This is a genomic window from Qipengyuania sp. (genome assembly GCF_964227205.1).
Taxonomy (GTDB): domain Bacteria; phylum Pseudomonadota; class Alphaproteobacteria; order Sphingomonadales; family Sphingomonadaceae; genus Qipengyuania.
Map to the genome: position 1 here is coordinate 275,018 of NZ_CAXQVB010000002.1, position 18,902 is coordinate 293,919.

Sequence of the window (18,902 nt, forward strand, 5' to 3'; positions counted from 1 at the left end):
AGCGCGCGATGCAGATCTGGACAGGCCTCGGGAATCCCGGACCGCAATATGCGATGAACCGGCACAACGTCGGCTTCATGGCGGTCGACGTCATCGGCGATATGTACGACTTCGGCCCGGTGCAGAAGAAGTTCTCGGGCTGGGTGCGCGAAGGCCGCATCGCGACACAGAAGATCCTGCTGCTCAAGCCCGCAACCTTCATGAACGAAAGCGGCCGCGCGGTGGGCGAAGCGCTGCGCTTCTACAAGCTCGAACCCGATGCGCTGACCGTCTTCCATGACGAGCTCGACCTCGCCCCCTGCAAGGTCAAGGTCCGCACCGGCGGCGGGCTGGCCGGGCACAACGGCCTGCGATCGATCAACCAGCATCTCGGCCCCGATTTCCGCCGCGTGCGTATCGGCATCGGCCACCCCGGATCGAAGGATCGGGTCCATGGCCATGTGCTGGGAAATTACGCCAAGGCGGAAATGGACGACCTGGCAGACATGCTCGGCGCGATCGGCGCCGAGGCCGAGTGGCTTGCACGGGGCGACGATGCCCGTTTCATGAGCGAATACGCGCTGCGCCTCCAGGGCTAGAGCAGCAGCGTCGCCAGCCCGAGAAATACGCCCATGCTGGCGACGTCGCTCATCGTGGTCAGGAAGATGCTCGAGGCTGTCGCGGGATCGGCGCCGAGCCGCTTGAGCGTGAGCGGGATCAGCGCCCCCGCGATCCCGCTGACAGTGCAGGCAATCACCATCGATATCAGCACGACGATGCCGAACCAGACCGGGTCGGCCTCCCCCTGGATCAGCGCATAGGCGAACATCCCCGCCCCCGCGGTCACTCCGACGAGCAGGCCGTTTGCCAGGCCGAGCATCCCTTCCTTGCGCACCAGGTGCCGCGCGCTCTCCGCCTTGACCTCGCCCAAAGTCATGCCGCGCAATGCGACGGCGAGTGCCTGACACCCGGTATTGCCTGTCTGCCCCGCCATCACCGGGAGGAACACGGCGAGAATGACAAGCCGGCTGAGCGTATCCTCGAACAGGCCGACCACCGCCGCCGCCACGAATGCGGTGAGCAGGTTCACCTGCAACCACGGATGACGCAACCTGAGGCTGGTCAGCAGCGGGGTGAACAGCCGCTCCTCCTTCTCGACACCGACCATCTCGCCCGCCTGTGCCGACAGTTCGATCGCGCGATTGGCGAACAGTTCGGTTCCGCGCACGAGCCCGACGAGGCGGTAGTCGGGATCGACAACGGGATAGACGGGGAAATGCTTGCGCAGCGCCGCCTTAAGCGCTTCGCCGAGCGACATGTCGCGCTCCAGCGCGAAGGGATCCTTGATCATGATTTCCTCGAGCCGGGTCTCGGGCGTCGCGAGCAGCATTTCCCGCATCACCACGAGCCCGAGGAGATGGTTCGCGCAATCGACCACATAGAGATAGGTGATGAAGGCGCTGCGAACCTGCTCGCGCAGGACCTCGATTGCCTCGGCGACGGTGGTGGTCGGCGCGAAGATGCCCACTGCCGGCTTCATCAGGCTGGCGACGGTCTCGTCCGCTTTTCCGGCTTGGAGAAGCGCGTGCGCGCGCTCCTCGGCTTCGCTCAGAACCATGGTCGGCATGTGTGCAAGGACCCCCGTTGGCGATTCGTTCGCGACCCGGCCCTTCCTGTTATGGCTTCCGATTAGAGCATTGCGGGTCGCAAGCAAAACACTTCCCGCACTGGCAAAACCCGCACCGCAGGGGCATGGTAGCGCCTGGAGGAGAGAACCATGTCCGACCTTACCCGCCGCTCGTTGCTTGCCGGTGCCGCCGCCACGGGGGCACTGGCGTCCGCGGCCAGGCTCGCAGCCCAAGACGCGCTCGACCCCGCGCCCGACCTCGGTGGCAAGGCGATCCTCGTCACCGGCACGTCGTCCGGCTTCGGGCGACTGGCCAGCGAACACTTCGCTCGCCTGGGCGCGACCGTGTTCGCCACCATGCGCAACACACCGCGCCCCGAGGCCGAGGAATTGCGGCAACTGGCGCGCGACGAAAGCCTCGATATCCATGTGCTGCAACTCGACGTGCTGCGCGACGACGAGGTGACGCAGGCAGTGGCGGAAGCCGAGCGGATCGCCGGTCGCGGCCTCGACGTGCTGGTCAACAATGCCGGCATCGGCATCACCGGCCCGGTCGAGGTACAGGACATGGAGGCGACCAAACTGGCCTTCGACACCAACGTCCTCGGCTACCACCGCCTCGCCCGCGCGGTGCTGCCGGGCATGCGCGCGCGCCGGCAGGGCCATATCTTCGCCGTGTCGAGCCAGCTCGGCCGCGTGATCGTGCCTTATGCCGGACACTACTCGGCAACCAAGTTTGCGGTCGAGGCGATGTTCGAACAGCTCGCCTACGAGCTTGTGCCGCACAATATCGGGGTCACCGTGATCGAACCCGGCGGCTATCCGACCAAGGTCTGGGTCAACCGCAACCGCTATTCGCAGGAGCTGAAGGACCGGGCATCGCCGCTCCACCTCGACGGCTATCCGCAGGCGGTCGCGCGCATGGGGACCGAGGACGGTTCGGGCCGCAGCGCCGATCCGATGGATGTCCCGCGCGCCATGGCAAAGGTCCTCGGCATGGCACCGGGCACGCGCCCTGTCCGCTTGCCTGTCAGCGGCGGCGCGATTCCGCAGGTCGCAATCAACGAGGTCTGCGCCAAGACCCAGCTCGGCTGGCTCGGCGAGAGTGGCTATGGCCCGCTGATCAGGGCGGTGCACAACGTCTGACGCTCTGGCATTTCGCGCAATGCCCGTCTAAGGCGCGCGCCACACATTTTTTCCGGAGTTTCTGATGGGTTTCCGCTGCGGGATCGTCGGCCTGCCGAATGTCGGCAAGTCCACCCTGTTCAATGCACTGACCGAGACGCGGGCCGCGCAGGCCGCGAACTATCCCTTCTGCACGATCGAGCCCAACGTCGGGCAGGTCGCGGTGCCCGACGCGCGGCTCGACAAGATCGCCGCCATCGCCGGATCGGCCAAGATCATTCCCACCCAGCTTGCCTTCGTCGATATCGCCGGCCTGGTGAAAGGCGCGAGCAAGGGTGAGGGCCTCGGCAACCAGTTCCTCGGCAATATCCGCGAGGTCGACGCGATCGTTCACGTGCTGCGCTGCTTCGAGGACGACGACATCCAGCATGTCGCCAACAAGGTCGATCCGCTGGCCGACGCCGAGGTGGTCGAAACCGAGCTGCTGCTCGCCGATCTCGAAAGCCTCGAAAAGCGCGTCCCCGCGGCGCAGAAGCGCGCCACTGGAGGAGACAAGGAAGCCAAGCTCACCGCCTCGGTGCTGGGCCAGGCGCTCGACCTGCTGCGCGACGGTAAGCCCGCGCGGCTGACCGAGCCCAAGGACGAGGAGGAAGCGCGCGTCTTCCGCCAGGCGCAGCTGCTCACCGCCAAGCCGGTGCTCTATGTCTGCAACGTTGCCGAAGAAGACGCCGCGAGCGGCAATTCTCTGAGCGAGCAGGTCTTCGCCAAGGCCGCGGCCGAGGGCGCCGAGGCGGTCGTGGTCTCCGCCGCGATCGAGGCCGAACTGGTCGCCATGCCGGTCGAGGACCGCGCCGAATTCCTTGCCGAGCTGGGCCTGGAGGAATCGGGCCTCAGCCGGGTCATCAAGGCCGGCTACAAGCTGCTCGGCCTGCAGACCTTCTTCACCGCCGGCCCCAAGGAATCGCGCGCCTGGACCTTCCCGGCAGGCGCCAAGGCGCCGCAGGCCGCGGGCGAAATCCACACCGATTTCGAGCGCGGCTTTATTCGTGCCGAAACAATTGCCTTCGATGATTACATCGCGCTCGGCGGCGAGAGCGGTGCGCGCGAAGCGGGCAAGCTGCGTCAGGAAGGCAAGGAATATCTCGTGCAGGACGGCGACGTCATGCTGTTCAAGTTCAACGTCTGAGGAAAGTCCCATGGACCGGATCGCCGCCGCCCTCGCCCTCGGTTTCGCGACGGCCATCTCCGGGTGCACGCCCTATGCCGAACCACCGGTGGCGAGCGCGCCGGCGGTGGAACAGCGCGAACCGGTGACGATCCTCGTCTCGATCGACGGCTTCCGTCCCGACTATCTCGATCGCGGGCTGACCCCGACGCTGTCGCGCCTCGCGGCCGAAGGCGTGCGCGCCTCGATGCGCCCCTCGTTCCCTTCGAAGACCTTTCCCAACCACTGGACCCTGGTCACCGGGCTCGTCCCCGACCACCACGGCATCATCGCCAACTCAATGGAAGATCCCGACAGGCCGGGTGAGAACTTCACCATGGCGACTGTCGATCCCTGGTGGTGGAGCGATGCCAAGCCCATCTGGGTCGAGGCCGAGGAAGCGGGCATTCGCAGCGCAGCGATGTTCTGGCCCGGCTCGGCGGTGCCCTGGGGCGGCACGGCGGTGCGCTACGGCCCCGTCACCGACGGCGAGATGGCGAGCGACTGGCAGGCCTTCAGCATGCAGGTGAGCAATACGCAGCGCGTCAATGCGGTGCTCGACTGGATGCGCCGTCCCGCCGACATCCGCCCCGAATTCGTCACGCTCTATTTCGACACGATCGACAGCGCGGGGCATGGCGGCGGGCCGGAGGGCAAGCAGATCGATGCTGCGCTGCGCGATATCGATCACCACATAGCCAACCTCGTGGCAGGGCTCGAAACGCTCCACCAGCCTGCCAATCTGGTCATCGTCGCCGATCACGGCATGGCGGCGACCGGATCGGACAAGATGGTCGTGCTGGCCGATATCGTCGATCCTTCGCTCTATCGCCTGGTCGAAGGCGGCGCCTATGCGACCTTCGAGCCGACCGAAGGCAATACTGCGGCACTCGAAGCAGCGCTGCTGCGTCCACACGACCATATGGAGTGCTGGCGCAAGTCGGAAATTCCCGCGCGTTTCCAGTATGGCACGCACCGGCGCATCCCACCCTATTTCTGCCTGCCCGACACCGGCTGGACGATCGCCTCTACCGCGTCCGATAGTAGCTGGAGCGGCGGCAACCATGGCTACGATCCCTTTGCACCCGAAATGGCTGCGGTGTTTATCGGCAATGGTCCCGCGTTCCGCCGCGGCGCAACTCTCGCAAGTTTCCAGAACACCGCCATCACCCCGCTGCTCCGCGTCCTTCTCGACCTGCCGCCCGCCGCGCGCAGCGATGGCAGGAGCGAGGATGTCGCCGGCGCGCTTGCCACACAAAACTAGTCTCGGGGCGGAACGCGCCCGCCCCAGCCCCGTTGGCATATCACATTCAACGGGGAGACAGCGGTGGTCGACAAATCCGAAAAATTCAGTGCACTGGTGCGCCTTGGCTTCTTCAGCCGGGCGATCCTCTATTCGGTGCTCGGCCTCATCGCGCTGACAAGCGCGGGCCGCATCAGCCGCGGCACCAACGGAATCTTCGAGGCGATCGACGATTTCCCGCTCGGCACCGCGATCCTCTGGCTGATGGTCGTCGGCCTCATTGCCTACGCCCTGTTCCGCTTCGCTTCCACCGCCTTCGACATCGAGAACCACGGCAGCGACACCACCGGCTGGGCGCATCGGATCGGACATGCCGGCAGCGCGATCGGCCACCTCGCGCTAGCGTTTTCGGCCTATGAATTCGCCATCAGCGGACGTTCGGACAGCGGTAGCGCGCAAGAAGCGGCCTCGGGCATCCTCGCCATCCAGTTCGGCGGCGCGGTGCTCGGACTGCTGGGCATAGCTTTCCTCGTCGCCGCCGCATTCCAGGCTCGCAAGGGCCTGACAGGCAGCTTCATGAACCGGATCAGCAGTCAGGCCCCCCGGCAAACCCGGCTCATCGGCGGGATCGGCTACGTCGCCCGGGCGGTGGTCTTCCTCGTCATCGGCTGGTCGCTGGTCAAGGTCGGCTTTCTCTCGGGCGGCTCGCATCAGGTGAAGACGCTCGGCGATTCGGTCGCGAGTCTGGCGGGCCAGGAAATTGTCTTCACGCTGGTGGCGATCGGCCTGCTGGCCTTCGGTCTCTTCAGCCTGGTGCTCGCGCGCTACCGGATCATCCCCGACCTGGGGGTGCACGGAAAGGTGCCCCACTTCCGCGCCTGACTTGAAGAACACCCCCAGGGGATACATCTCGGCTGCCATGACAAAGACCGCGCAACTATACCGTATGGTGATGGACAAGCATGTCTGCCCCTACGGTATCAAATCGAAATGGCTGCTCGAACGCGAAGGCTACCAGGTCGAGGATCACCACCTGACCTCGCGCGAACAGACCGATGCCTTCAAAGAGCAGCACGGCGTGGCGACGACCCCGCAGACCTTTATCGGGGACCACCGGATCGGTGGCTATACCGATCTGCGCAATCACTTCGACCGGCCGCTGCCCGAACCGGGCACGACGAGCTACATCCCCGTCCTTGCAGTGTTTGCCGCGGCGGGCGCTCTGGCCCTCGCCGTCAGCCATTTCGCATTCGGCACTGCCTTCACCCTTCGCGCTGCAGAATGGTTCATCGCGTTCTCAATGGTCATTCTCGCGATGCTCAAGCTGCAGGATGTCGAGAAGTTTTCCTCGATGTTCCTGGGGTACGACCTCCTCGCGCGGCGCTGGGTTCCCTATTCCTATGCCTATCCGTTCCTCGAATTCGGTGCCGGGGCGTTGATGGCCGCGCATGCGCTCGACTGGCTGTCCATCCCGGTGGCGCTGTTCATCGGCACGATTGGCGCGGTCAGCGTTTTCCATGCGGTCTACATCGAGAAGCGCGACATCAAATGCGCCTGTGTCGGCGGGTCGAGCAATGTACCGCTCGGCTTTGTCTCGCTGACCGAAAACCTCGCCATGATCGGGATGGCAATTTGGATGTTGCTTCGCATGCCGATGTAATCCATTGCAAATTGCAATGCAGTTCTACGAAGACATCGCCGTCGGGCACCAGCAGGCTTTCGGGCATTACGAAGTCACCCGCGAGGAAGTGATCGATTTCGCTTCCAAATACGACCCGCAACCGTTCCATCTCGACGACGAGGCGGCGGCGCAGACACATTTCGGGCGCATCTCGGCCAGTGGGTGGCATACCTGCGCCATGACCATGTCGATGCTGGTCGCGTATCTAAAAGCCAACAAGCAGGCGGGCCTGGGATCGCCCGGCGTGGATCAGCTGCGCTGGAAGAAACCGGTCTATCCGGGCGACACGCTGCGCTGCGAAAGCGAGATCATCGAGAAGCGCCGCAGCGCCTCACGTCCCGAAATGGGCATCTTCAAGAGCCGGCTGACGGTGTTCAACCAGAACGACGAACCGGTCATGACGATGATCTCGAACGGCCTGATCCGCACGCGCGACCCCGAAGGGACCGACTAGATCACGCGCCGCACTGGGCGATCCCCGCCTTGCGATAGACCACCTGTTCGTTCGAATCGCGGATCGTCAGCGTGGCGGGATAGTCGCTGGTCTCCTCCCCCGATTGTCGGCCTGCCGCCTCGTCCAGGTCGAGCACCATCGAAAAGGCTTTCCCGTCATATTTGCGCCGCGCGAGATAAGGCAGTTCGCTGCTGCCCTTATCGGCGGCGAGCGTGACCAGTTCGCTCCCGCGCAGGAAATGCCCGGTGTCCGCCATCGCAAGCGCAACTGCGGCCAAACCGCCTCCGTCGGGTGCGAAGCTGCACCCCGCTCCGAACAGGTCGTGCTGCTCGATCTCGCGATAGCGGATCGGCGCAAGGTCGAGCTGTTCGGGCGGCGGCGTCTGGTGCGCCTCGACTTCGGCGACGGCGGCAGCGCGCTCTTCTTCGCTCGGCGCCTCCGAGCAGGCGGCCAACGCCGCAGCGGCAAGCATCAGGAAAGTCGTGCGCATCAATGCCTCCCGAACAGTTTACCGACGTCTTCCATCGACAGCTTCACCTTTCTCAAGACACAAAAATGGACGATCTGCTCCAGAGTTTCCCGTGTTCGTTCAACGTCTAGTTTCAGGCAAGAATAAGCGGGGCCGGCACGTCTGACCTTGGGGTGGAAGCGGAAGTCAGCGAAAACATTCAGCCGCGGTTCTTAGGCCCGCTCTTCTTGGCACGCGCGTTGGCGCGATACTGACGGAGAAAGAAAAATACGGCGATTATCAAAGGTGAGAAAACAATAACGAGGAAGATACCCCAATAGATAAATCCCTCGAATCCGCGCTGCGTGGGTGGACTGACAATTAGATGAAGCGGCCTATTGGTCCAGCCAGAAACGAAAACAAGAGTCAGGATGCTCACGATAGACGATACGGTGATTGCGCAGCCACCTCTTAACATCTTTTTCTCTCGACCAAAAAGCCGCAAGGCCCACTCCGCCCAGAACTCCGAAGCAGTTTTTAGGAACGTCCGCAATGGCGTCGCTAACCGACAGTCCGCTTATGACAAAGGCGTCAAAGCTGCGCAAACAAAAGTGCGTGCCAACCTGCTCTAATGCCTGCCGAAAAGCTTTTCGACCTCCTCCATCGACAGCTTCACCCATGTCGGGCGCCCGTGGTTGCACTGCCCCGAACGCGGGGTGCGCTCCATCTCGCGCAACAGTGCGTTCATCTCGTCGACCCGCAGCACGCGGCCAGCACGGACCGAGCCGTGGCAGGCCATTGTCGCCAGCACCAGGTCGAGCTTCTCGCCGAGCAGTAGCGCTTCGCCATTGAGGGCGAGGTCGTCGTCGATATCGCGCAGGAGCTTTTCGGGATCGGTCCGAGCGATGGCGTGCGGCAGGCTGCGCACGAGCATGGCCGAAGGGCCGAAACGCTCGATCGTCAGCCCGTGCTCGGCCAGCTTCGGCGCCGCTTCCTCGAGCCGGTCGCAGCTGGTTTCGTCGAGCTCGACGACCTCGGGGATCAGCAGCGCCTGGCTGCGTGCGACGGCTTCCTCGGCCCCGGCCGCGCGCAGCCGCTCAAGCACGAGCCGTTCGTGCGCGGCATGCTGGTCGACCAGCACCAACCCGTCCTTCGCCTCGGCGACGATATAGGTGTTGGCGACCTGTCCGCGGGCAATGCCCAGCGGATAGTCCTGCGCCTCCTCGGCCGCCGGGGCGGCTTCTTCGGCGCGACCGCGCGGCTCGGCCATGACGTCGCTGTCCGCCGCGCGCCAAGCTTGGCTGGGCTCTGCAACGTGTTCTCGCGGCGCGGACCAGTCGCGCCCTTCGAAGATCGATCGCAAAGCGGGAGCGGGCTCTCCACGTCCTTGATGCGCTACCGCTTCGCTGCTTGAGCGCGCGATCGGCTCCTGCTGCCAGCGCGCCATTGCCCCGGCATCGGGGGACTGCGCGCTCCGCTTGTCGCCGGTGGCCAGCGCCTGCCGCAAACCCGAGACGATAAAGCCGCGCACGCCCTGCGCATCGAGGAAGCGGACCTCGGTCTTCGCGGGATGGACGTTGACGTCGACATCTTCGCACGGGATTTCGAGGAACAGCGCGAGCACCGCGTGCCGGTCGCGCGCCAGCATGTCGGCATAGGCGCCGCGCACCGCGCCGGTCAGCAGCCGGTCCTTTACCGGACGGCCGTTGACGAAGAGATACTGGTGGTCGGCGACGCCGCGATTGTAGGTCGGCAGGCCGGCGATCCCGGTGAGCCGCATCGCGCCGCGTTCCATGTCGAGGATGACGCCGTTGTCCTTGAGTTCGCGCGCCACCAGCTGCGCGACGCGATTGGCGAGCCCTTCCCCGCCCTGCAGGCCGAAAATCCGCCGATCGCCATGGTCGAGCGTCATCGCGACTTCGGGTCGCGCCATGGCGAGCCGGAGCACGACGTCCTTGCAGGCGGCGTATTCGCTGCGCGGCGTACGCAGGAATTTGCGCCGCGCGGGTATCTTGCCGAACAGGCTCTCGACCCGGACGCGCGTGCCGGGTGGCAGCGCGGCGGGCCCTTCGGCGGTCACCTCGCCATGATCGACGACGCGCTTCCAGCCTTGCTCTGCGCCATGCGGGCGGCTCTCGATCGTGAAGCGCGCCACGCTGGCGATGCTCGGCAGCGCCTCGCCGCGAAAGCCCAGCGTCGCGACCTGCTCGATCGCCTTGTCGGGGAGCTTGGAGGTCGCGTGCCGTTCGAGCGCGAGCGCCATTTCCTCGGGGCTCATGCCGCAGCCATCGTCGGTTACCTCGAGACTTGTCAGCCCGCCCTCGACGAGCTTGACCGCGATCCGCGTCGCACCCGCGTCGATCGCGTTTTCGACCAGTTCCTTGAGCGCCGAAGACGGCCGCTCGACCACCTCGCCGGCGGCGATGCGGTTGACCAAATTCTCGGGCAGGCGACGGATTTGCGGCATGGTCGATCGATCCTAGCGACGAAGCGCCGGGAATCCGAGATGGCGCGTTCATCTTTCCCCCGAAGCGCGCACGGAAAATTTTGGCATTCGCGGCATAATCTCGCTAAGGCACCGCCACCATTCCCCCCTGGAGAGGTGCGAGCGGGTCGCGGCCCCCTCGCCTGATCACGCACAAACGGAAAATCGAGTTACAATGGGCTTCTGGAACAATCTCTTCAAATTCGGCGTGCAGAACATGGCGATCGACCTGGGGACCGCCAACACGCTGGTCTACGTGCAGGACCAGGGTATCGTCCTGAACGAGCCGAGCGTGGTCGCGCTTGAGACAATCAACGGCATGAAGCGCGTCAAGGCCGTGGGCGACGATGCGAAGATGATGATGGGCAAGACGCCCGACAGCATCGAAGCGATCCGCCCGTTGCGCGACGGCGTGATCGCCGATCTCGACGTGGCCGAGGAGATGATCAAGCACTTCATCCGCAAGGTGAACGGTCGCAAGAGCCTGATGCGCTATCCCGAGATCACCATCTGCGTGCCCTCGGGCTCGACCAGCGTCGAGCGCCGCGCGATCCGCGATGCGGCCTCGAATGCCGGCGCGAGCCAGGTCTACCTGATCCTCGAACCCATGGCCGCGGCGATCGGTGCAGACATGCCGGTGACCGAGCCGGTCGGCAGCATGGTCGTCGACATCGGCGGCGGCACCACCGAGGTCGCGGTGCTCTCGCTGCGCGGTCTCGCCTATACCACCTCGGTCCGCACCGGCGGCGACAAGATGGACGAAGCGATCGTTTCCTACGTCCGCCGACACCACAACCTGCTGATCGGCGACAGCACCGCCGAACGCATCAAGAAGGACTTCGGCGTCGCGCGGCAGCCCGAGGACGGCGTGGGTGAAAGCATCACCATCAAGGGCCGCGACCTCGTCAACGGCGTGCCCAAGGAAATCACCATAAACCAGGGCCATATCGCCGAAGCGCTTAGCGAACCGATCGGCGCGATCGTCGAAGGCGTGCGTATCGCGCTCGAAAACACCGCCCCCGAGCTTGCAGCCGACATCGTCGACCAGGGCATCGTCCTGACCGGCGGCGGTGCGCTGATCGGCGGGCTCGACGAGTACCTGCGCGAGGAGACCGGCCTGCCGGTGACGATCGCCGAAGATCCGCTGTCCTGCGTGGCGGTGGGCACCGGTCGCGCGATGGAGGACCCGATCTATCGCGGCGTCCTGATGACGGCTTAAGGAAGGCATTGGGATGGCGCCGACAGGCTCACGGCGCTCGGGCTATTCGCGCAGGGCGCAGTACAATCTCTTCACCGGATACGTGATCGCGGGCGTCGGCGCGCTGATCGGCGCGATCCTGCTCGCCCTGTCGTTCTTCCAGCCGCACCTGTTCGGCGGGTTGCGCGGTGCTGCGCAGGATGGCGTCTCGCCCGCCACCGAAACGGCAGCCACCGTGCGGACGGGCACCAAGGGGTTCTGGGACACGGTCAGCGGATATTACCGCGCCGGCTCGAAGAACGCCGCGCTCAAGCGCGAGATGGAAATCGCGCGAATTCGCCTCGCCGAAGCGGCTGCGGTGAAGCAGGAGAATATCCGGCTCAAGGGCCTTCTCGGGCTGAGCGACAAGGAGATCAAACCCGTGGCGGTGGCGCGGCTCGTCGGCTCGACCGCTTCGAGCACCCGTCGCTTCGCCTACCTCGGGGCCGGATCGGACCAGGGTGTCGCGGTCGGCATGCCGGTGCGTTCCCCGCGCGGGATCGTCGGACGCATCCTCGAAGTCAGCAGCGACAGTTCGCGCGTCCTGCTGCTGACCGATTCCGAAAGCGTGCTCCCCGTCCGCCGGGCCAACGACGAGGTGGTCGCCTTCGCCGAGGGACGCGGCGACGGCCTGCTGCGGATCAAGCTGATCAACCTCGGGATCAATCCGCTGAAGGCCGGCGACGTCTTCGTCACAAGCGGCGCAGGCGGATACTACCGGCCGGGAATCGCTGTCGCCATCGTGACCCAGATTACCGACGACGGCGGGCTGGCGCGCATCGTAAGCGATCCAGCGGCGACCGATTTCGTCAGCGTCGAACCCATTTACGAACCCGAGGCGGCGATCGGTGCGGCGACCCCGATCGAACGCGAATTGGGCGATTGATGGAGCGCAACGACCCCCGCTCGCGCAGCGACGCCTATGGCAGCCGGATAAACCGCTCGCACTCGCCGCTGCTTGCCAATGTGGTCCCGTGGGTGTCGATCGCGATCTGTTCGATCCTGCCGATCTTTCCCATTGCCGCAGCGCTACCGATGGTACCGCCGCTGGGCCTGCTCATGCTGCTCGGCTGGCGACTGGTACGCCCCGGACTGCTGCCGGTGTGGGCAGGCATGCCGCTAGGGTTCGTCGACGATCTCTATTCCGGCCAGCCCTTCGGCTTTGCCATTCTCACCTGGTCATTGCTGATGCTCGCGATCGAGCTACTCGAGACCCGCTTGCCGTGGCGTGCCTTCTGGCAGGACTGGTTCACCGCGGGTATATTGATCACCGCCTATCTCGTTACCGGCTGGCTGCTCTCGGGTGCTCAGCCAACCATCCATTCGCTCGTCGCCCTCGTTCCGCAGCTCGTGATCACCCTTCTTCTCTTCCCGGTCGCCGCCCGATTGGTCGCCACGCTCGACCGCTTCCGCCTACACCGCTGGAAGGCCGTCTGATGCGCTGGCGAAAAAGGGCCCGCCCGCGCGAAGTCGTCACCCAGTCGACGCTCGACAATGCCTTCGACCGGCGTACATTCGTCATGGGTACGGCGATGGGCGGTATCGGAGTGTTGCTGGCCGCGCGGATGGGCCAGATCGCCATCGCCGAGAACGAGAAGTACAAGCTCGAAAGTGAGAGCAACCGGGTCAATCTCTCGCTCATTCCCCCCCGGCGCGGCTGGATCCTCGATCGCAACGGCGCTCCGCTGGCCTCGAACCGGGCAGATTTCCGCGTTGACCTCATCCCCGATCGTACGCCCGATGCCGATGCGACGGTGAGCACGCTGACCCGGATCCTCGATCTCGATCCGAACCAGGCCGCCGATATCCGCAAGCGCATCGCCGACGGCCCGGGGTACCAGCCCGTCGAGGTCGCATCCGGGATCAGCTACGATGCCTTCGCCGCAGTCAGCGTTCGCCTGCCCGATCTGCCCGGCGTGGTCCCGCAACGCGGCTTTTCGCGCTTCTACCCGACCGGTCCCAGCGTGGGCCATCTGATCGGATACGTGGGCACTGCCAATGCAGAGGAATACGCCGAGCAGGATCGCAACCCGCTACTCGTCACGCCTGGCTACAAGATCGGCAAGGACGCGCTGGAAAAGCAGTTCGAGCAGGAACTGCGCGGCGTGCCCGGCGCACGGCGCGTTGAAGTTACCGCGGCAGGACGCATCGTGCGCGAACTCGAAACGCGCGAGGACACGCAGGGCGATCCGATCCAGCTGACCATCGATGGCCCGTTGCAGGATTACGCCGCACGCCGCATCGGCCTCGAAAGCGGTTCGGTAGTGGTGATGGATTGCGACACCGGCGACTTGCTCTGCATGGCCTCCATGCCCAGCTTCGATCCCAACAGCTTTTCCCAGGGTATCGGACGGGTCGAATACGGCATGCTCCGCGACGACGAACGCGTTCCGTTGCGCAACAAGGTCCTCAAGGGACTTTATCCGCCGGGATCGACAGTCAAGCCGATGCACTGCATGGCCTTTCTCGATGCCGGCATCAAACCCGACGAGGCAATCATGTGCGGCGGCGGTCGGCGGATCGGCAACCGCTTTTTCAACTGCTGGAGCAATCACGGCCGGGTCGACATGGCCAAGGCGATCTACCAGAGTTGCGACAGCTATTTCTACCATTTCGCACAGCAGGTCGGCTTCGCAAAAGTGGCTGAATGGGCGCACAGGATGGGGCTTGGCGAGGAATTCCCGCTACCGGTGCAAAGCCAGTTTTTCGGCACCGTCCCCTCCCCCGAATGGAAAAAGCGGCGCCACGACAGCGAATGGCAGCCCTACGATACAGTCAATTCTTCCATCGGTCAGGGCTACTATCTGACGAACCCGCTGCAATTGGCGGTGATGAGCGCGCGCATGGCGACGGGGTACAAGGTGATGCCCCGCCTTCGCCTGACCGGTAAGAAGCCGCAGTTCGAGCATTTCGATTTCAGCCCCGAGGAAATCGGCTATGTCCGCCAGGCGATGAGCGACGTGGTCAATGGCCCGGGGACCGCGGGTCGCGCGCGCCTGCCGTTCGATGACATCAAGATGGCTGGCAAGACGGGCACCGCGCAAGTGGTTTCCCTGAGCGTCTCCAACGGCAAGACCGGCCCTTGGAAATATCGCGACCACGGGCTGTTCGTGTTCTTCGCACCCTTCGACAAGCCCAAATACGCCGGTGCAGTGGTGATCGAACATGGCGGCGGTTCGGGTGCCGCCTATCCGATCGCACGCGATGTGATGACTTTCCTGTTCGATCCGGCGAAAGGCATGGATGCGCTCCGTCCGCTCGAAGAGCAATGGGGCGGCACTGCGCAGCAAAGGCTCAACGCCAAATATCGCGCCTATGCGGCGGCACAGGGCGAAGCGGTGCCGCCGGTGCCCTCGCGGGACGAGGAAATCTTCGATCGGGTCGAGGCCGAAGCCCGGGTCGCGGCACGCCAGCCCGAAGGATTGGCCGAGCAATCGAACCCCTCGCGCGTCGACACCCGCACGCCCGAAGAGGTGTCGCGCACATCGGCCACGCCCGATGCCACGGGAACTCCCGGGACCAATCCGGCGCCTGCGGGCGACACGCCGGAAATCCGGCGATGAGCGGAATCGTCCCCGCGCCGATCGCGCGGCAACCCTGGCGGATGTTGTTCCCGCTGTTCGTGTTGATCGCTTTCGGTGCGCTGGTCCTCTATTCGGCGGCAGCCGGGGATTGGGAGCCCTACGCTTCCTCGCATGTCCTGCGGTTCGCGATCTTTCTCGTCATGGCCTTCGTGCTCGCGCGCTTCACGCGCGAGCTGGCGATGTTCTTCGCCTTCCCGATCTATGCAATCATCCTCGTCATGCTGGTCGGGGTCGAAGCGATCGGCTTCGTCGGCGGCGGCAGCCAACGCTGGCTCGATCTCGGATTCATCCAGCTCCAGCCTTCGGAGCTGATGAAGCCCGCGATCGTCCTCGTCCTGGCGCGGTTCTACGCCACGCTTCCCGTCGGCATGATTCCGACCTGGCGATCGCTGATTCCCGCCGGGGGACTTATCCTGGCGCCGGTCGCGCTCGTCCTCTTGCAACCCGATCTGGGGACGTCGCTGGCGATCCTCTTCGGCGGCGCTGTGGTGATGTTCGCCGCAGGCTTGCCGCTACGCTGGTTTGTCGGCGCGGGGCTGGCCGGCGCCCTGCTGGCCCCGGTCGCCTTCTTCGTTGGCCTCCAGCCCTATCAGCAGAAGCGGGTCTTCACCTTCCTCGATCCCGAGAGCGACCCGCTGGGCGATGGCTATCACATCACGCAGTCGAAGATTGCGATCGGTTCGGGCGGGTTTTCGGGCAAGGGATTCAACGAAGGGTCGCAAAGCCACCTGCATTACCTGCCCGAACCGCACACCGATTTCATTTTCGCCACTATGGCCGAGGAATGGGGCTTTCTCGGCGGACTGGTCGTGATCGGATCCTTCGCGCTGATTTTCGCCTGGGGCCTGTCGGTCGCGCGAGCGAGCGAGGACCGCTTCGGCAAGCTGGTCGCGCTCGGGATGACGGCGACGATCTTCTTCTATGTCGCGATCAACCTGATGATGGTGATGGGCTTGGCCCCCGTGGTCGGCATTCCGCTGCCGTTCATGAGCCATGGGGGCAGTTCCATGCTGACCAACATGATCTGCATCGGGTCGCTGATGATGGTCGATCGCTGGAACCGCAAGGCGCCGCGTTCCGGCCTGATCCGCTAGAGTTCGACCAGCCCCATCTTGAGCGCACGCACAGTGGCCGTTACCCGGTCGTTGGTCTGGAGTTTATCGTAAATCCGCCGCGTATAGGTCCGCACCGTTTCGGGCGATATCGACAGGATCGCCGCGATGTCCGACGAGGATTTGCCCCGCCCCATCCATTCGAGCACCTCGCGTTCGCGTTCCGACAATGTCACCGAAGCATTGCCGCCATCCATGATGGTGCAAATCTGGAAATGTGCGGCGGTGAGCATGGCGTGAATAGATAGGATTCGACCATCGTCGAAACCCTCGGGATCGTCCGCAAACCGCATCGAGGCATAGCCGTTGCGATTATGCGGCCCGAACAGCGCGAAGCTGGCCCAATTATCGATGCCCAGGGCCTCGAGTCGCGCAAGGAATTCCTCGGCACGCCGCTCGCCCTGCGCGCACCTGCGGGCCTTGGTCCAGGTTATCACCGGGCCGTGCGTGAAGGTCAGGCGCGGCACCGGGTCGAGGCTGCGCCAATCCTCGGTTACATAGAGCTTCTGATACTCAAGGGGATAGTCCCGTGCCCAGATCGCCGTCCTCTTGGAGGTCTGCGATTCGAATGCGGAGGTGAAGTGGTAGCTGAACCAGACGGCGCCTTCTTCGCGACACGCAGCGTATACGTATTCAAGGATCGCCTCGCAATCCGACATCCTGGCGATATGGGCCGAGAAATCGCGCATTATTTCAAGGTGACTAGTCCTTGGAACATAAACCGTCAAATAAGTAAGCGTACGACAGCTAACGTACCGTCCCCAAGGTGAGGGACTGGCAGAATTGGTATATTTGTATAGTAACCAAGCAAGTAACCGCCGGCGATGGATGTGTGGGGGAAGTCGCCGGGCGAATAGGGATTGTGAGACCATGAATACCGACCCCCACCGGCGGCGCGCGGAGGATCGCGAGCAGGGCGACTGCTGCGACCCGGCCCGAAAGATCGGCGACGATGTTTGCGACCGCGTTCTGACCGAGATCTGCCGCGCGAACCGGCGCGATGCGCAGATCACCATCTGGGATTTACCCCGGGTTACCGGCCTCCCCCTCCACGAAGCCTTCGCGGCCGTCAGGACGCTCGAATTCGGGCGGCTCCTCGTCATCGATGACAACCTTTCGGATCCCTTCGGGGCCACGCTAAAAGTTCGCGAGGACGCCATGCGGGATATCGAAATTCGGCGCGTGGCCTGATCGGTCATTTAGGGCTTTTCATCTTTCGAAAGCCCGCTATATGAGCGCCTCCCGAGTCGGGAACGCCTCATTCCACGAGGCCGCGGCAAGCCGCAGTGTGGACGCATAGCTCAGTTGGTAGAGCAGCTGACTCTTAATCAGCGGGTCCTAGGTTCGAGCCCTAGTGCGTCCACCATTTTTCCCTTTCGTCATGACATCGACAGCCCATCGGGGTCGTTGCGTCCTATTCACATCGAATGTGATATAGTCGATTGGCAATCACATTCTAGTGTGATACCGCGATGCCATGGATACGATCGACAAAGTTCGCACCCTCGTTTCGCAGGGTCTCATGACCCGCGCGGGGCTTGCCCGCGCCGCCGGACTCCATGCCAATACCTTGCGCGATTGCTGCGAGGACAGCTGGAATCCAACTGCCGAAACGCTCGCCAAGCTGGCCGCATTCCTCGAAGCGAATGACGAAACGCCGGTCATCGTCGGGGCCGAGGAAATCATCGACGAGGCGCGCAACGGGCGGATGTACATCCTCGTCGACGACGAGGATCGCGAGAACGAGGGCGATCTCATCATCCCCGCGCAGATGGCGACGCCGCATGCGGTCAATTTCATGGCCACGCACGGCCGCGGCCTCATCTGCCTCGCACTCGACCGCAAGCGCGTCGAGGCGCTGGGGCTCGAACCGATGAGCCGGAACAATCGCGAAAGCATGCAGACCGCCTTCACCACCTCGATCGAGGCCAAGGAGGGCGTCACCACCGGTATCAGCGCGGCCGACCGTGCGCGCACCGTATCGGTGGCGATCGATGCGACCAAGGGCCCCGACGACATCGTTACCCCCGGCCATGTCTTTCCGCTCGCCGCGCGCGACGGCGGCGTGCTGGTCCGCGCCGGCCACACCGAAGCCGCGGTCGACATTTCGCGCCTCGCCGGGCTCAACCCCTCGGGCGTGATCTGCGAGATCATGAATGAGGACGGCACCATGGCGCGGCTCGACGACCTGATCGGTTTCGCGCGCAAGCACGACATGAAGATCGGCACCATCCGCGATCTGATCGAATACCGCATGCGCCACGATCATCTGGTCGAACGCGTCGGCGAGGACAGCTTCGAGTCCGATTATGGCGGCGACTGGCGCCTGCTTACCTATCGCAACACCGTCGACGGCAGCGAAAGCTATGTCCTGCAAAAGGGTCATGTCGTCGAAGGCCAGCCCACCCTCGCCCGCGTCCACCCGATCTCGATATTCGACGATGTCCTCGGCAAGCCAGGGCCGCGCAAGCGCACGCTGCAGCGCGCGATGCAGGCAGTGGGAGAACACGGCGCCGGCGTGATCGTGCTCATTACCGGGCGTCCGGCAGGCAATCGCGGCTACAGCGAAAGCGATGCGCAGCGCAACGTCGGGATCGGTTCGCAGATCCTCGCCGACCTCGGAATCGAGGACATGATCCTGCTCAGCAATTCGCAACCCAACGTCGTGGCGATCGAGGGCTACGGTCTCGACATCGTCGACCACATGCCCATTCCGGAGTGAC

The 18,902-nt window shown here is 64.3% G+C and carries 18 protein-coding genes and 1 tRNA gene; 15 read left to right on the forward strand and 4 right to left on the reverse strand.

Translation table 11 applies throughout. The annotated features are described in order from the left end of the window. The first annotated feature begins 8 nt into the window (after positions 1-8). A complete protein-coding gene (pth, locus tag ACEQZ0_RS03235; RefSeq protein WP_370188352.1) occupies positions 9-578 on the forward strand; it encodes an aminoacyl-tRNA hydrolase in 570 nt (189 codons plus the stop codon). Here the strand turns inward: pth and ACEQZ0_RS03240 are convergent. Beyond that, positions 575-1,606, reverse strand: a complete 1,032-nt coding sequence (locus tag ACEQZ0_RS03240) for a magnesium transporter (protein WP_370188354.1) — start codon at positions 1,604-1,606, stop codon at positions 575-577. The two genes, pth and ACEQZ0_RS03240, sit on opposite strands and share 4 nt — an antisense overlap. Positions 1,607-1,756: 150 nt before the next feature. Here ACEQZ0_RS03240 and ACEQZ0_RS03245 point away from each other — a divergent pair, with 150 nt between their 5' ends. From ACEQZ0_RS03245 to ACEQZ0_RS03270, 6 genes are all read left to right on the forward strand, one after another. Further along, complete coding sequence (locus tag ACEQZ0_RS03245; protein ID WP_370188356.1) at positions 1,757-2,752, forward strand: SDR family oxidoreductase; 996 nt, start codon at positions 1,757-1,759, stop codon at positions 2,750-2,752. Between the two features lie 64 nt (positions 2,753-2,816). After that, on the forward strand, positions 2,817-3,917 hold the full coding sequence (ychF, locus tag ACEQZ0_RS03250) for a redox-regulated ATPase YchF (RefSeq protein ID WP_370188358.1): 1,101 nt from the start codon (positions 2,817-2,819) through the stop codon (positions 3,915-3,917). Positions 3,918-3,927: 10 nt separating this feature from the next. Next, positions 3,928-5,199, forward strand: a complete 1,272-nt coding sequence (locus ACEQZ0_RS03255) for an ectonucleotide pyrophosphatase/phosphodiesterase (protein ID WP_370188360.1) — start codon at positions 3,928-3,930, stop codon at positions 5,197-5,199. A gap of 63 nt (positions 5,200-5,262) precedes the next feature. Then, complete coding sequence (locus ACEQZ0_RS03260) at positions 5,263-6,060, forward strand: DUF1206 domain-containing protein (RefSeq protein WP_370188362.1); 798 nt, start codon at positions 5,263-5,265, stop codon at positions 6,058-6,060. Positions 6,061-6,097: 37 nt separating this feature from the next. After that, complete coding sequence (locus tag ACEQZ0_RS03265; RefSeq protein WP_370188363.1) at positions 6,098-6,838, forward strand: MauE/DoxX family redox-associated membrane protein; 741 nt, start codon at positions 6,098-6,100, stop codon at positions 6,836-6,838. A gap of 16 nt (positions 6,839-6,854) precedes the next feature. After that, complete coding sequence (locus ACEQZ0_RS03270) at positions 6,855-7,313, forward strand: MaoC family dehydratase (RefSeq protein ID WP_370188365.1); 459 nt, start codon at positions 6,855-6,857, stop codon at positions 7,311-7,313. 1 nt (position 7,314) lies between these two features. Here the strand turns inward: ACEQZ0_RS03270 and ACEQZ0_RS03275 are convergent, their stop codons facing one another. Beyond that, complete coding sequence (locus ACEQZ0_RS03275; protein WP_370188367.1) at positions 7,315-7,803, reverse strand: hypothetical protein; 489 nt, start codon at positions 7,801-7,803, stop codon at positions 7,315-7,317. A gap of 586 nt (positions 7,804-8,389) precedes the next feature. After that, a complete protein-coding gene (gene mutL, locus ACEQZ0_RS03280; RefSeq protein WP_370188370.1) occupies positions 8,390-10,228 on the reverse strand; it encodes a DNA mismatch repair endonuclease MutL in 1,839 nt (612 codons plus the stop codon). A 193-nt stretch (positions 10,229-10,421) separates the two neighbouring features. Between mutL and ACEQZ0_RS03285 the strand changes: the two genes are divergently transcribed. Genes ACEQZ0_RS03285 through rodA form a run of 5 tightly spaced genes read left to right on the forward strand, consistent with a single transcriptional unit; the run spans position 10,422 to position 16,161 of the window. Next, a complete protein-coding gene (locus tag ACEQZ0_RS03285; protein WP_370188372.1) occupies positions 10,422-11,465 on the forward strand; it encodes a rod shape-determining protein in 1,044 nt (347 codons plus the stop codon). Positions 11,466-11,478: 13 nt separating this feature from the next. Then, positions 11,479-12,369 carry a rod shape-determining protein MreC gene (gene mreC / locus ACEQZ0_RS03290; RefSeq protein WP_370188374.1) on the forward strand — a complete coding sequence of 297 codons (891 nt, stop codon included), beginning with the start codon at positions 11,479-11,481 and terminating at the stop codon, positions 12,367-12,369. Further along, complete coding sequence (mreD, locus tag ACEQZ0_RS03295; RefSeq protein WP_370188375.1) at positions 12,369-12,920, forward strand: rod shape-determining protein MreD; 552 nt, start codon at positions 12,369-12,371, stop codon at positions 12,918-12,920. Before mreC ends, mreD begins: the two co-directional genes overlap by 1 nt. Further along, positions 12,920-15,046 carry a penicillin-binding protein 2 gene (gene mrdA / locus ACEQZ0_RS03300; protein ID WP_370188377.1) on the forward strand — a complete coding sequence of 709 codons (2,127 nt, stop codon included), beginning with the start codon at positions 12,920-12,922 and terminating at the stop codon, positions 15,044-15,046. Before mreD ends, mrdA begins: the two co-directional genes overlap by 1 nt. Next, a complete protein-coding gene (rodA, locus tag ACEQZ0_RS03305; protein WP_370188378.1) occupies positions 15,043-16,161 on the forward strand; it encodes a rod shape-determining protein RodA in 1,119 nt (372 codons plus the stop codon). Before mrdA ends, rodA begins: the two co-directional genes overlap by 4 nt. Here the strand turns inward: rodA and ACEQZ0_RS03310 are convergent. Next, positions 16,158-16,868, reverse strand: a complete 711-nt coding sequence (locus ACEQZ0_RS03310) for a LuxR C-terminal-related transcriptional regulator (protein WP_370188380.1) — start codon at positions 16,866-16,868, stop codon at positions 16,158-16,160. The genes rodA and ACEQZ0_RS03310 overlap by 4 nt on opposite strands. A gap of 181 nt (positions 16,869-17,049) precedes the next feature. Here ACEQZ0_RS03310 and ACEQZ0_RS03315 point away from each other — a divergent pair, with 181 nt between their 5' ends. From ACEQZ0_RS03315 to ribB, 3 genes are all read left to right on the forward strand, one after another. Then, complete coding sequence (locus tag ACEQZ0_RS03315) at positions 17,050-17,370, forward strand: hypothetical protein (RefSeq protein WP_370188382.1); 321 nt, start codon at positions 17,050-17,052, stop codon at positions 17,368-17,370. A gap of 99 nt (positions 17,371-17,469) precedes the next feature. Next, positions 17,470-17,545, forward strand: a tRNA-Lys gene (locus ACEQZ0_RS03320). 111 nt (positions 17,546-17,656) lie between these two features. Further along, the gene (ribB, locus tag ACEQZ0_RS03325) at positions 17,657-18,901 is read left to right on the forward strand and encodes a 3,4-dihydroxy-2-butanone-4-phosphate synthase (protein ID WP_370188384.1); all 1,245 of its coding nucleotides are present in this window, start codon (positions 17,657-17,659) and stop codon (positions 18,899-18,901) included. The last annotated feature ends 1 nt before the right edge of the window (position 18,902 follow it).

What these genes read in the sequence shown, in the direction of transcription:
- ACEQZ0_RS03265 (WP_370188363.1), top strand. Translation starts at nt 6,098, where the DNA reads ATGACAAAGACCGCGCAACTATACCGTATGGTGATGGACAAGCATGTC.
- ACEQZ0_RS03240 (WP_370188354.1), bottom strand. Translation starts at nt 1,606, where the DNA reads ATGCCGACCATGGTTCTGAGCGAAGCCGAGGAGCGCGCGCACGCGCTT.
- ACEQZ0_RS03285 (WP_370188372.1), top strand. Translation starts at nt 10,422, where the DNA reads ATGGGCTTCTGGAACAATCTCTTCAAATTCGGCGTGCAGAACATGGCG.
- ACEQZ0_RS03310 (WP_370188380.1), bottom strand. Translation starts at nt 16,868, where the DNA reads ATGCGCGATTTCTCGGCCCATATCGCCAGGATGTCGGATTGCGAGGCG.
- rodA (WP_370188378.1), top strand. Translation starts at nt 15,043, where the DNA reads ATGAGCGGAATCGTCCCCGCGCCGATCGCGCGGCAACCCTGGCGGATG.
- ACEQZ0_RS03315 (WP_370188382.1), top strand. Translation starts at nt 17,050, where the DNA reads ATGAATACCGACCCCCACCGGCGGCGCGCGGAGGATCGCGAGCAGGGC.
- ribB (WP_370188384.1), top strand. Translation starts at nt 17,657, where the DNA reads ATGGATACGATCGACAAAGTTCGCACCCTCGTTTCGCAGGGTCTCATG.
- mutL (WP_370188370.1), bottom strand. Translation starts at nt 10,228, where the DNA reads ATGCCGCAAATCCGTCGCCTGCCCGAGAATTTGGTCAACCGCATCGCC.
- ACEQZ0_RS03255 (WP_370188360.1), top strand. Translation starts at nt 3,928, where the DNA reads ATGGACCGGATCGCCGCCGCCCTCGCCCTCGGTTTCGCGACGGCCATC.
- mreD (WP_370188375.1), top strand. Translation starts at nt 12,369, where the DNA reads ATGGAGCGCAACGACCCCCGCTCGCGCAGCGACGCCTATGGCAGCCGG.
- ACEQZ0_RS03245 (WP_370188356.1), top strand. Translation starts at nt 1,757, where the DNA reads ATGTCCGACCTTACCCGCCGCTCGTTGCTTGCCGGTGCCGCCGCCACG.
- mreC (WP_370188374.1), top strand. Translation starts at nt 11,479, where the DNA reads ATGGCGCCGACAGGCTCACGGCGCTCGGGCTATTCGCGCAGGGCGCAG.
- ychF (WP_370188358.1), top strand. Translation starts at nt 2,817, where the DNA reads ATGGGTTTCCGCTGCGGGATCGTCGGCCTGCCGAATGTCGGCAAGTCC.
- ACEQZ0_RS03275 (WP_370188367.1), bottom strand. Translation starts at nt 7,803, where the DNA reads ATGCGCACGACTTTCCTGATGCTTGCCGCTGCGGCGTTGGCCGCCTGC.
- ACEQZ0_RS03270 (WP_370188365.1), top strand. Translation starts at nt 6,855, where the DNA reads ATGCAGTTCTACGAAGACATCGCCGTCGGGCACCAGCAGGCTTTCGGG.
- mrdA (WP_370188377.1), top strand. Translation starts at nt 12,920, where the DNA reads ATGCGCTGGCGAAAAAGGGCCCGCCCGCGCGAAGTCGTCACCCAGTCG.
- pth (WP_370188352.1), top strand. Translation starts at nt 9, where the DNA reads ATGCAGATCTGGACAGGCCTCGGGAATCCCGGACCGCAATATGCGATG.